Source organism: Mycobacterium sp. 852013-51886_SCH5428379 (genome assembly GCF_001665575.1).
Classification (GTDB): Bacteria; Actinomycetota; Actinomycetes; order Mycobacteriales; family Mycobacteriaceae; genus Mycobacterium.
On sequence record NZ_LZSU01000052.1, the window covers coordinates 107,198 to 120,220 of the forward strand.

General features: G+C 71.4%; 6 protein-coding genes. 5 read left to right on the forward strand and 1 reads right to left on the reverse strand.

All coding sequences use genetic code 11. From position 1 onward, the window contains the following. Positions 1-48 precede the first annotated feature (48 nt). The 3 genes from A5757_RS22415 to A5757_RS23995 all read left to right on the forward strand — a co-directional run bounded on the left by A5757_RS22415 (position 49) and on the right by A5757_RS23995 (position 4,164). Entirely contained in the window at positions 49-471 is a 423-nt protein-coding gene (locus A5757_RS22415; protein WP_066839097.1) for a hypothetical protein, read from the forward strand. Between the two features lie 28 nt (positions 472-499). Next, entirely contained in the window at positions 500-2,176 is a 1,677-nt protein-coding gene (locus tag A5757_RS22420) for an acyl-CoA synthetase (protein ID WP_066839099.1), read from the forward strand. A gap of 212 nt (positions 2,177-2,388) precedes the next feature. Beyond that, positions 2,389-4,164, forward strand: coding sequence for a PGRS repeat-containing protein (locus A5757_RS23995; RefSeq protein ID WP_066839101.1), 1,776 nt, complete (start codon positions 2,389-2,391; stop codon positions 4,162-4,164). Positions 4,165-4,167: 3 nt separating this feature from the next. Here A5757_RS23995 and A5757_RS22430 read toward each other — a convergent pair whose 3' ends face one another. Further along, positions 4,168-5,934 (reverse strand): AMP-binding protein, encoded by a 1,767-nt coding sequence (locus tag A5757_RS22430; protein WP_066839192.1) that lies wholly within the window; start codon positions 5,932-5,934, stop codon positions 4,168-4,170. Positions 5,935-6,259: 325 nt separating this feature from the next. Between A5757_RS22430 and A5757_RS22435 the strand changes: the two genes are divergently transcribed. Further along, the gene (locus A5757_RS22435; RefSeq protein WP_082929631.1) at positions 6,260-12,352 is read left to right on the forward strand and encodes a type I polyketide synthase; all 6,093 of its coding nucleotides are present in this window, start codon (positions 6,260-6,262) and stop codon (positions 12,350-12,352) included. Then, positions 12,349-13,023 (forward strand): isoprenylcysteine carboxylmethyltransferase family protein, encoded by a 675-nt coding sequence (locus A5757_RS22440; protein WP_066839103.1) that lies wholly within the window; start codon positions 12,349-12,351, stop codon positions 13,021-13,023. The genes A5757_RS22435 and A5757_RS22440 overlap by 4 nt, the downstream gene beginning before the upstream one ends.

Consider the following 13,023-nt stretch of genomic DNA (forward strand, 5'->3'; position numbering starts at 1 on the left):
GGCTCGAAACCGGACGCGCGTGTTCGCCCAGGGACTACCCTTCCCTGCATGGTTCGCGAATTCCTCGTCGTCGCGGCGATCACCGCTGCCGCCGTCGGTCTTGCGCCGGGCGCTGTCGCCGATCCGTCCAACGATTACGACGACGGTCCGGGCCGCTATCCCACCGACGTTCCCGGAATGAGCTACGACGCCCGCCTCGGCGGCCCCTGCCACAGCTGGGACCGCAACGTCTTCGGCCGTGGCCGCGGCGGGGAACCGTTGCAGTGCAAGTGGATTCCTAATCAGTGGCCGCCGGTGTACACCGGGTTCTGGACGGCGACCTATCAGCTGTACGGCGTCCAGGACATCGGCGCGCCGTGCCCCAATCCGCAGTCGACGGCCCAGGCGCCGGACGGTAGGCCGCTGCTGTGCGTCGGGGCCCAGGGCTGGCAGCCGACGGTGCTCACCGGAAACGGCCTGTTCCCCGCCTGAGTCGACCATACGCACGAATGACCGATGTATGGTCGTGCGCATGACGAGCGGTGGCGTGGAATTCAACCTCTCGACGGTGTTCTCTACCGTCGCCCGGGCGGTGCCCGATCAACCGTTTCTGGTGTGGCGGGACAGGCGGCTGAGCTACGCCGACATGAACGCGCGGATCGACGGCGTCGCCCATCACCTCGTATCGCTGGGGCTGGGCTGCCACACCGAGCGGTCGGCGCTGGCGGGACACGAGTCGGGTCAGGACCATCTCGGGATCTACCTGCGCAACGGCAACGAGTACCTCGAGGCGATGGTCGGGGCGTACCGGGCCCGAGTCGCGCCGTTCAACGTCAACTACCGCTACGTCGGTGAAGAACTGGTGTACCTGCTCACCGACGCGCGGGCCCGGGCCCTGGTCTACGGCGCCGAGTTCGCCCCGCAGGTCGCGGCGGTGCGCGATCAGCTGCCGCACCTCGAGATCCTGATCCAGGTCTACGACGGCTCCGGGCACCCGCTGCTGCCGGGCGCGGTCGCCTACGAATCGGTGGTGACGGCCGCGGCACCGGCGGGCGGTATGCCCACCCCTTCGCCCGACGATCTGTACATCCTCTACACCGGCGGCACCACCGGGATGCCCAAGGGCGTGCTGTGGCGACAGCACGACATCTTCCTGTCGTCGATGGGCGGCCGGCCTTTCGGCAGCGACACCTTTCTGCAGTCCTACGAGGAGCTCGCCGAGCGGGCGGTCGCCGGCGGCGGCGCGATGGGCCTGCTGATGATCCCGCCGCTGATGCACGGCGCCGCACAGTGGGCGGCGTACAACGCCGTCACCATGGGCGGCAAGGTCGTGATCCCGGACTCGGTCGACCGGCTCGACCCCGCCGACGCGTTGCGGGTCGCCGCCCGGGAGCGGGTGCTGAGCATCCCGATGGTGGGCGACGCCGTGGCGCGTCCTCTGGTCGAGGAGATGGAACGCGGCGACCACGACCTGTCCGGATTGTTCACCGTCACCAACGGCGGTGCGCCGCTGTCGCCGACGGTGCGGGAGCGGATCCTCACCGCGCTGCCGCACGTCATGGTGCTCGACGCGGTGGGCTCGTCGGAGTCCGGCGCCCAGATGAGCACCTACGCCAGCGCCGGCGCGGAGGTGCAGGCGGCGACGTTCACCCCGCAGAGCGACACCGCGGTGGTGGCCGCCGACTTCAGCCGGGTGCTCGGCCCCGGCGAGGGACCGGGGTGGCTGGCGCGGCGCGACCTGATCCCGCTGGGCTACCTGAACGACGAAGCCAAGAGCGCCAAGACGTTCCCCACCATCGACGGGGTGCGCTGGTCGGTTCCCGGCGACCGGGCCAACGTCCTCCCCGACGGCCGGATCGAGTTGCTGGGCCGCGACTCCGTGACCGTCAACTCCGGCGGCGAGAAGATCTTCGTCGAGGAGGTGGAGCGCGCCATCGCCGCACATCCGGCGGTGTACGACGTGGTGGTGGTCGGCCGACCCTCGGAACGCTGGGGTAGCGAGGTCGTCGCCATCGTGCAGTTCGCCGATGGAACGACCGCCTCCGACGAGGAACTGGCCGAGGAACTGGTCGAGACCTGTGGTCGCGCGATCGCCCGCTACAAGATCCCGAAGGCGTTCATCCGGACGCCGAAGATCGTCCGCTCGCCCGCCGGTAAGGCTGATTACCGCTGGGCCAAGGAGCTCGCGACGGCGTGACGCCCTGCGGCACACTTGCGGCCGCCGCGCGCCGAATTTGACGAACAGATCGCAAATTGTCACCTGCGTAAGTCGAGCCCGGTAAAGTCCGGCCGGTGGGCGCCAAGCATCGCGCGACAAACCGAGCAAAGCACCGAGCAAAGCTGCGAGCCGGTCGGCATCGCGCGCCCGAGCGCCACAGTGACGTCGCCGTATGGCTCGGAACAGGCGCGGTGGCCCTCGGTGTCTGCGCGTCCCTGTCCAACGGCACCGCCGTCGCCCACGCGGACACCTCCTCATCCGGCAACCCTGCCGCCGGCGATAGCAACCCCGGCCCGGCCGCCCGCAGCGAGTCCGGCCCGAGCACGGCGCACCGCAGCACACCCACCTCGGATGCGTCGACCGACGGTGCCGGGGTTTCGACGGGCTCGACGTCCACCAGTAAATCCGCCGGCGCGAACCGTCTACAGCGCGACGACAATCGCGACGACACCGAAGCCTCGACCGAACCCGTCCGCGGCAGGTCCGCTGCGCGACCGGCCCGGGTGAACACCACCATCGCCACGAGCGCCCCAGATTCGACGGCCCAGATCCGCGTGAGCGTCACCGCCGCGCGCAGCACCGCGGCGTCGGTACCCACCACCGCGACCTCGGTACCCACCGGCAACCCCTTGGTCGACGAGTCGCCCAGGTCGCTGCGCACCCTCGCCGACGACGCCGGCGCACTCGTCACCACGGCGATCGTCCCGCTCACCGCCGGCTCCGGCCCGCCCGCGGCCGAGGCGGTCGAGCTCAACGCACTGCCGGAGCCCGACGTGGCGCCGATGGCGAGCAACATCGACTTCCTGCTCATCCTCCCCGGCGTGCTGCTCGAACTCGTCGGCCAGTTCCAGTCCGTCGTCGCGCCGATCGGCATCTTCGACGTCCCGGTCAAACTGACCGTCGAAGAGGTCTTCAACGCCTGGGGTACGAACCTGTGGCGAGGCCGGCCGATCATCGGCCACGGCGCCGACGGCACCGCGGACAGCCCCGACGGTAAGCCCGGCGGCTGGCTGTTCGGCGACGGAGGCGATGGCTACTCCCCGCCACCCGGATCCGGGCAGGACGGCGGCAAAGGCGGTGCGGCCGGCTTCATCGGCAACGGGGGCAACGGCGGCAACGGCGCGTCCGGCGGGACGATTCTCAACCTCGGCATCACCGGCGCCACCGGGGGCAGAGGCGGCGACGGCGGACACGCGTTCCTGTTCGGCACCGGCGGCGCCGGCGGTAAGGGCGGTGCGGGCGGCGTGGGCTCGCTGTCGCGCGGGAGCGGCGGCGCCGGTGGCGACGGCGGCAACGGCGGATTCGCCAGCGGTGGCGGCGGCGCAGGCGGTCGCGGCGGCGACGGGTCCAGCGGGGGCGACGGCGGTGACGGCGGTCAGGTGCTGAGCATCGGCCTGGGACACTTCGGAGCGCCGGCTCCCGGCGCCCTCTTCGGCGGCGCCTACGTGCCCGGAACCGTCTTCGGGGGCGCAGGTGGTGACGGCGGCACCGGCCTGTCCGGCTCCGGCGGACGCGGCGGCGACGGCGGCCTCGCCATCAACATCGAATACGCCCCGCTGAGCGCCGTGCTGAACGCGGTGGCGCTGTTCACCGGAACCACCGGCCCGAACATCGCACAGGGCGGCAAGGGCGGCAGGGGCGGCAACGGAACCGGCCTCATCGGCGCCTCCGGCGGCGACGGCGGGGCGGCCTACAGCCTCCTGCACGACGCCTCCAACATCGTGGGCCTGGCCCGCGGCGGGAACGGCGGCGCCGGAGGTGACACCACGACTCTGCTGTCCACCGGCGGTGCGGGCGGCAGCGGCGGCGGCGCCGCGGCCTTCGATCAACGGATCGCCGGCAAGGGTGGGCCCGGCGGGGACGGCCGGTTGTTCGACGGCCTCACCGGCGGTGCGGGCAGCACCGGGACACCGCCGTTCCTCGCCAATCTCATGATCATGATCGCGGAGGCGCTGTTCACGCTGTGAGCGTCACCCGTCGCGCCGGAGCAAGCGGCTGAACCCATTTCGCTGATACTGCTCGAGGCAGGCCGCGCGGCGCACCTTGCCGCTGGTGGTGATCGGGATGGACCCCGGTGCGACCAGCACCAGGTCGGCGACGGTCAGTCCATGCGCGGTGGAGACCGCCGCGGTGATCATGTTCGCCAGCGCGGCGAGCGCGTCGGCCACCTCAGCCGGAGATCCGCCCGCCCTGGCCTCGACGACCGCGACCAGTTGCTCCTCACCGTCGATGGTCACGCCGATGGCGGCCACCCGCCCCCTGCTGATCTCCGAGATCGTGCCCTCGATGTCGTCCGGGGCGTGGTTGCGCCCGCGGACGATGAGCAGATCCTTGATCCGGCCCACGATGAACAGTTGTCCGCCGGACATGAACCCCAGATCGCCCGTCCGCAGCCACGGACCCGCCGGCGTCCCCGCCGCCGGTTCGGCGAGCGTGCCGCGGAAAACCCGCTCGCTCTCCTCCGGCTTCTGCCAGTAGCCCGCGCCGACGTTGTCGCCGTGCACCCAGACCTCGCCGGTCCGGTCGTCGTCGCACACCAGGCGCGTGTCCGGATCCACGACGCGGACCAACGGCGATTGCGAGGACAGCGGCGTGTCGTAGCCGACCAGCGGCGTGCCGCGGCCGTCGACGGACCGCTGGGCCGCACCGGCCGACAGCTGGTCGGGGTCGAAGTCGACGACCTCCGGGGGCAACCCCGGTCTGCAGGTCGCCACGTACAGCGTCGCCTCGGCGAGGCCGTATGACGGCTGGATCACCCGGGGATCGAGGTGGTACTCGGCGAACCGGTCGGTGAAGCGGTTGACCGTCGTGGGGTTCACCCGCTCCGCACCGCTCTGGATGATGAAGACGTCGCCGAGGTCGTGTCCGGCCATGTCGGCGTCGGTGGTCTTGCGGGCGGCCAGTTCGAAGGCGAAGTTCGGCGCCGAGGTGAAGGCCTGCGGATGGCTCGCCATCAGCTGCATCCAGCGGGCGGGGCGTTCGAGGAACGCCACCGGGCTGGTCAGCACGGTGCTGAAGCCGCCGTACACCGGGGTGCAGATGCCCAGGAGCAGGCCCAGATCGTGGTAGAAGGGCAGCCACGACACCACCGTCATATCCGGCGGGGCGACCCCGCCGTGGTCCACGGCGTAGTCGGTGGTGATCTGCCCGATATTCGTCATCAGGTTCGTGTACGAGATCATCACGCCGGCCGGGCTGCGCGTGGAACCGGACGTGTACTGCAGGTACGCGATGTCCGGGTGCTCGCCGGTGGACGAGACCCCGTGCCCGCCGTCGAAGCGGACCGGTGCGTCCAACTCCAGTCGGTCGACCTCGACGACCGACGTCGTGGCTCCGTCGAGCTGCGCAACCCGGGCGGCGACGTCGCCGGCGACAGCCGAGGTGGTGAGGACCGCGGCGGGCGACGCGTCGCGCAGCACCGAGTCGACCCGCTCGTCGGCCACTCCCCCGAACGGCACCGACAGCGGGACCGCGATGAGGCCGGCCTCCAGCGCACCCAGGAAGCCGACGATGTAGTCCAGCCCCTGCGGCGCGGAGATCACCGCCCGGTCGCCCGGTGACGCACAGTGCCGCAGCTCGCGCGCGACATTCGACACGCGCCGGTACAGCTGCGGCCAGGTGAGGCTCTCGGCGACGCCCTCGCGATCGCGCTCGTAATCGAAGAACGTGAACGCCGTCTCGTCCGGTTGCAGACTGGCGCGTTCACGCAACAGCGCTGGAAGGGATGTCAGGGATATCTCAGCCACCTGTGTCACGCGATGCAAATTACCGCAGGCGTCAATCGCGCATCCTCGAAACCGGAAGTTGACCGCCGCGACCGCGGCTCGGGGTTCGCCGACGCGGACGGTCCAAGCGACATGCGGAGCGGCGAACCACCGGTCGCCGGTACTTGACCTGCGACACCTACGTCTGCGTCAATTGATCGGCGCCCCGCAGCCCGGGGAACGGATCGTCGAGCGGTCAGCGAACAGCACAGTCGCTGTTGTGAGGAGATGGTATGGCGTCATGCGGCGCGACCGGCGAATCGGCGAACCGTTCGATTCGGCGAATCCTCCGCAGCCGATGACCGCCCGGACAGCCGAACCCGTCGCCGTCATCGGCATGGCCTGCCGGCTCCCCGGCGGAATCGATTCTCCGGAGCGGATGTGGGCAGCGTTGCTGCGAGGGGCGAATCTCGTCACGGAGGCCCCGGCCGACCGATGGGAGCACGACGCGCCGCGGTGGGGTGCGTTCCTTGACGACGTCGCCGGATTCGACGCGAAGTTCTTCGGTATCGATGATGACGAGGCCGCGGCGCTCGACCCGCATCACCGCCTGCTGCTCGAGTCGGCGTGGGAGGCCGTCGAACACGCCGGACTCGATCCGTCCGCGCTGACCGACTCGCTTGCCGGGGTGTTCGTCGGACTGACCGGCACCGTCTCCGGTTCGGCATCGGACCGCATCGCCGGGAGCATGGGATTGCGCGGACCGGCCTTGACCGTGGACACCGCGTGCTCGTCGGGGCTGACGGCCGTACACCTGGGCTGCCGGAGTCTGAGCGACGGCGAGAGCGACCTCGTGCTGGTCGGTGGGGCGTCGCTCGTGCTCGACCCGCGGACGTTCGTCGCCGAGCAGGGCGATCTCTCGCCGACGGGGCGGTGCTCCGCCTTCGACGCCGCCGCCGACGGCTGTACGCCGGGCGAGGCCGTCGCGGTGGTGGTGCTCAAGCGGCTCACCGACGCGCAGCGCGACGGCGACCGGATCCTCGGCGTCATCCGGGGCACCGCCGTCGGCCACGACAGCCGCGACGGGCAGGCCCACGCGACGCTGTACCGCGCCGCGCTCGACGCCGCAGGGGTCGATGCGGGCACGGTCGCGATGATCGAGGCGCACGGACCCGGAACCCCGGCGGCCGACGCCGCCGAGTACGCCGGACTGTGCGAGGTATACGGCGTCGACAGCTCCTGCGCGGTGGGCTCGGTGACGACGAACCTCGGGCACACCCGGTCGGCGTCCGGATTGCTCGGGTTGATCAAGACGGTCCTGGCGCTGCAGCACGGCGTCATCCCGGAGCACCTGCACTTCAGCCGCCTGCCCGACGCCGCGGCACGGATCGGCACGAACCTGTTCGTACCGCAGGAACTCGTCGGCTGGCCCGCGCAGGGCCGCCATCCCCGCCGGGCCGCGGTCTCATCGCACGGCGCGTCGGGAACCAATGTGCACGCCGTCCTCGAGCAGGCACCGGAGCCGGCCGCGGAGCCGGCGGCGACGACCGCAGGCCCCCTGCTGTTTCCGCTCTCGTCGACATCGCCGGAGGCGTTGCGCCGCAGTGCCGTTCGACTGGCCGAGTGGATACAGGACCGTGACGAGGTGGCATTGCCGGACGTCGCGTACACCCTGGCGCGCCGGCGGGCGCACCGGCCGGTCCGCACCGCGGTCCTCGCGGAGAGCGGGCCCGGCCTCGCCGAGGCGTTGCGGGAGCTCGCCGCGGGCGATACCGCCCATCCGGCGGCGGTCGGAGACGACGACCGCGGACCGGTGTGGGTGTTCTCCGGCCAGGCGACGCCGTGGGCCGGGATGGGCGCCGATCTCCTCGCCGCCGAACCGGCTTTCGCGGCGGCCGTCGAAGAGATCGAACCCCTCGTCCGCCACGAATCCGGGTTCTCGGTGACCGAGGCGATGTCCGGACCCGAAGCACCGACCGGTGTCGACCGCATCGAGCCGACGCTGTTCGCGATGCAGGTGGCCGCCGCCACCGCGTTGGCGGCCCGCGGGGCCCGTCCGGGCGCGGTGATCGGACGGTCGACCGGCGAGATCGCCGCCGCGGTGGTCGCGGGTGCGCTGTCCCTGGCGGACGGCGTGCGCGTAGTCTGCCGCAGTTCCCGGCTGATGGCCACTGTCGCGGACGGCGGGGCGATGGCCGAGGTGGATCTTCCTGCCAAACAGGTGCTTTCGGAGCTGACGCAGAACGCGGTCAAGGATGCGGCGATTGCGGTAGTGGCCGCACCGCAGACCACCGTGATCGCGGGCGCCGCAACGCGGGTGCACGACTTCGCCGCCACCTGGCGCCAACGGGACGTAGGGGTGCGGGAGATCGCCGTGGACGTGGCCGCCAACTCGCCCCAGCTCGACCCAATCCTGACCGAACTCGCGGCTGCGCTGGCCGACGTCGAACCGCTGCGACCCACGGTCCCCTACTACTCGGCGACCGGGTTCGACCCCCGCGAGGAACCGGTGTGCGACGGCAGGTACTGGGTGCAGGGACTGCGCCGCACCGTGCGGTTCTCCGCCGCGGTGCGGGCCGCGCTCGAAGACGGATACCGGATCTTCGCCGAACTGGGCCCGCATCCCGTGCTCGCCGAGCCGGTCGAACGGACCGCCCGCAGCCTGGATTTGCCCCTGGTCACGCTCGCGGCGCTGCAGCCCGGTGCGGACATGCCCTGCGGGCTGGCGGGTTTCGTCGCCGAGCTGCACACCGCCGGCGCCGCCGTCGACTTCTCCGTGCCGTATCCCACCGGCCGGCTCATCGACACCCCGCTGCCGTCGTGGACCCACCGCCGGTTCTCGCTCGCCGATCAGGCACCGGAAGCCACCACACCCGGCGGACGGACGGTGTCGGTGCATCCGCTGCTGGGCCCGCACGTGCAACTCCAGCAGCAACCCGAGCGGTACGTGTGGCGGGCCGAGGTGGGCACCGCCGCCCATCCGTGGTTGGCCGAGCTCGGCACGACCGCGCTGCCCGCCGCCGTGTACTGCGAGATGGCCATGGCCGCAGCAGGTGTGGTTCTCGGCGAGCGCACCGAGGTCCGCGACCTGCACTTCGGTCCGGGGTTGCCGTTCGACGGAGGCATCTCGCTCGGCGCCGCGGCCTCGCTGTCACCCCCGGCCGCAGCGGAGTTCGTCGTCGAGTCGAACGACGACGGCATGTGCCGGCGGCAGGTGACCGCAACCCTGGGTGTCGCCGCCGACGACGACGAACCCTCCCCGTACGACCTGCCCGCGCTGACGGCCGCATATGCGGAGTACGCGGACGGCGCAATGCTGCCCATTCTGGGTACCGTCCGCATCAGCGGCGACGCGGCCGGTTCGGTGCTTGCAGAGCTCGCCCTGCCGGACGAATTGCGCTCGCAGCAGAGCGCTTTCGGTGTTCATCCCATGCTGTTGGACGCCTGCCTGCGCGCGGTGGCGGCCAGTCCACGTCTCGACGCGCTCGACGGTCGGGCGCTGGGGGCCCCGGTCCGGATGCACCGACTGCGCGTCCACCGGTCGGTGCGAGGGGCCCGCTACTGCCACGTCCGGGTGACCCGCGCCGACGCGACCGGCGTCGACGCCGATCTCGACCTCCTCGACGAGCACGGCGCCGTCCTGCTCAGCGCGCAGGGGTGTGCGTTCGGCACCGAGACCGTCGACGACACCGACCGGGTTCTCGACGACCGGTTGCTTGCCGTCGACTGGCACCCCCGTCGCTCCCCGGAGCCGTCCCGCGACGAGGCCGGTTCGTGGCTGGTGCTCACAGCGGCCACCTCCGCGGGCACCTCGGCAGGCGAAGTGACCACGGCTCTGCGCGATCACGGCGCGCACTGCACCGCGATGTCGTGGTTTCCCCACGGCGATCACGTCGCGGCCGCTGCCGCTCTCGGCGCGCACCTCAGCGAGCGCCAGTACGCCGGCGTGGCGATCGTGACCGGACCCGGACCCGGCACCACACCGTCCGGCCCGCTGTCGGGCCTCGCATGCACCCGGCACCTGCTGCGCATCGCCCGGGAGATCACCGGGGTGCCTGGCCGGCTCCCCCACCTCGTGGTGGTGACCCGCGCCGCCCAGACCGTGCTGCGCACCGACGTGGCCGATCTGGACCAGGGCGGTGTCCGCGGCCTGCTGCGGGTCCTGGGCGCCGAGCTTCCCCACCTGCGCGTAACCCACATCGACGTCGACGAACGCACCGGTCCCGCCGTCCTGGCGGGGCAGCTCCTCAGCGACTCCGACGAGGACGAGACCGCGTGGCGGGACGGCGTCTGGCACACCGCGCGGTTGCGGCCCGCGCCGCTGCGCCCCGAGGACCGGCAGACCATCGTCGCCGACCACGAACACGATGGGTTCCGTTTGCAGATCCGCAACCCGGGTGACCTGGAGACGTTGGAGCCCGTCTCCTGCGCACGCGCGGAGCCGGGACCCGGTCAGATCGAAATCGCCGTCCACGCGTCCAGCCTCAACTTCGCCGACGTCCTGGTCGCCATGGGGCGGTATCCGTCCGACGGTGAGACCCCCGGTCTCGGAACAGATTTCGCCGGAGTGGTCACGCGTGTCGGGCCGGATGTCACCGACCACCGGGTGGGCGACCGCGTAGGTGGATTCTCCCCCGCCGGCTGCTGGGGGACGTTCCTCACCTGCGACACCCGGCTGGCCATCCCCCTTCCGCGCACACTGACCGACCAGGAAGCCGTCGCGGCGGCCACCGCGACCGTCACCGCGTGGTACGGGTTGTACGAACAGGCCAGGATCTCGTCGTCCGACCGGGTGCTCATCCACTCCGCGACCGGCGGTGTCGGCCAGGCGGCGATCGCGATCGCCCGCGCCGCGGGAGCGCAGATCTACGCCACCGCCGGGTCGGCGGAACGCCGGGAACTGTTGCGCAACATGGGTATCGAGCACGTCTACGATTCCCGCAGCACCGCCTTCGCCGACGAGATCCGCCACGACACCGCGGGCTACGGTGTCGACATCGTCCTCAATTCCCTCACCGGAGCGGCGCAACGCGCCGGACTCGAACTGCTCGCCGCCGGTGGCCGGTTCGTGGAGATCGGCAAACGCGACGTCTACGGCAACACCCAGCTCGGGCTGTACCCGTTCCGCCGGAACCTCACCTTCCACTACGTCGACCTGGCGCTCCTGGCGTCCAGCCACCCCCGCCGGGTGGCCGAACTGCTCCGCACGGTGTTCGGTCTCGTCGCCGACGGCGCCCTTCCGGCCCCGCGGCACACGACCTACCGGCTGGCCGACGCCGCCGACGCGATCCGCACGATGGCCGCCGCGCAGCACACCGGAAAACTCGTGCTCGAGGTACCGCGGCCCGCGCACAGCACCGTGGTGACACCGCCCGAGCAGGTGCGCGTCTTCCGTCCGGACGGCGCCTATGTCGTCACCGACGGGCTGAGCGACCTCGGACTGTTCCTCGCCGAGAAGATGGCCGACGGCGGCTGCGGGCGCATCGTGCTCACCTCCCCGGCCCAGCCCACACTCAAGGCCCTCGAGACGATCGAGCTGATCCGGGTGATGGGCGCCGACGTCGTCGTGCATTGCGGCGACATCGCCGACCCCGACACGGCGCAACGACTGGTGGCCACTGCGACGACCACCGGCCTGCCGGTGCGCGGCGTCGTGCACGCCGCGGCGGGCGGATCGGATGCGGCGCTGGCCGACGTCACCGACGACCTACTCGAAAAGCACTGGGCCGCCAAGGTGCACGGGGCCTGGAACCTGCACACCGCGACCGTCGATCAGCCGCTCGACTGGTTCTGTTCGTTCTCGTCGGCCGCCGCGCTGGTCGGGGCACCGGGTTGCGGCGCCTCCGCGACGGCGAACAGCTGGCTGGACTCCTTCAGCCGGTGGCGGCGGGCGCAGGGCCTGCCCGCCACGGCGATCGCCTGGGGCGCCTGGAGCCGGATCGGCAACGCCCCGGCCGCCGGGGCGGATGCCGGCGCGGAGACCGCCGCCATCGCCCCCGACGAGGGCGCCCGCGCGTTCGAGGCACTGCTGCGCCACGACCGCGCGCACACCGGCTACGCACCGATCGCCGGATCGACGTGGCTGACGACGTTCGCCCACCGCAGCCCGTTCGCGGAGGCCTTCCGCCGCTCCGAGGAGAACCATGCCGACACCGGCCGGCTGCGCCTCGTCCTCGAGGCGCTGCCGGCCGATGAACGGCCCGGCCGGTTGCGGCGGCTGATCTCCGACCAGATCAGCCTGGTGCTGCGGCGCAGCATCGACGCCGACCGGCCGCTGTCCGAGTACGGCGTGGATTCGCTGGGCGCATTGGAGTTGCGGACCCGTATCGAATCCGAGACGGGTATCCGGCTGGCGACCAGCGATCTGGCCGACCGGTCGGTGCGCGACCTCGCTGATCTGCTGTGCCTCAAACTCTCGTCCGACTCCACTGCCGGCTCAGGAGGATCGTGAAAGCCGTTCTGCGAGTATTCGTCTCCGGGCTCATCCAGGTGTGCTCGATCGCCGCGCTGATCTTTCTGCCCGCGGGGACGTTCTCCTACTGGCAGGCGTGGCTGTTCCTGGCCGTGTTCGCGCTGACGGCCTGGGTCCCCAGCGTCTATCTACAGATCACCAATCCCGCTGCGCTGCAACGGCGGATGCGGGGCGGTCCGACGGCCGAAGCGCGCCGGGCGCAGAAGATCGTGATGGCCGGGCTGTACCTCTCGCTGGCTGCGATGTGCGTGGTCGGCGGATTGGACCACCGGTTCGGCTGGTCGTCGGTGCCTGCGGCCGTCTGCGTACTCGGCGCCGCGCTGGTGGGCGCCGGCCTGACGGTCGTCGTGATGGTCACCACGCAGAACACCTACGCCTCGACGACCGTCCAGGTCGAGGCGGGCCAGAACGTGGTATCCACCGGGCTGTACGGGCTGGTGCGCCATCCGATGTACACCGGCAACGCGATCATGATGGTCGGCATCCCGCTGGCCCTCGGCTCCTACTGGGCGCTGCTCTTCGTCGCCACCGGTGTGATGGTGCTGGCCTCCCGGATCCGGGACGAGGAGACACTGCTCCGGGAGGAGCTCACCGGATACCGCGACTACACCACCCGGGTCCGCTACCGTCTGGTGCCCTGCGTCTGGTGA

Coding starts and splice junctions, on each gene's coding strand:
- A5757_RS22435 (WP_082929631.1), top strand. CDS start 6,260: ATGACCGCCCGGACAGCCGAACCCGTCGCCGTCATCGGCATGGCCTGC.
- A5757_RS22415 (WP_066839097.1), top strand. CDS start 49: ATGGTTCGCGAATTCCTCGTCGTCGCGGCGATCACCGCTGCCGCCGTC.
- A5757_RS22420 (WP_066839099.1), top strand. CDS start 500: ATGGTCGTGCGCATGACGAGCGGTGGCGTGGAATTCAACCTCTCGACG.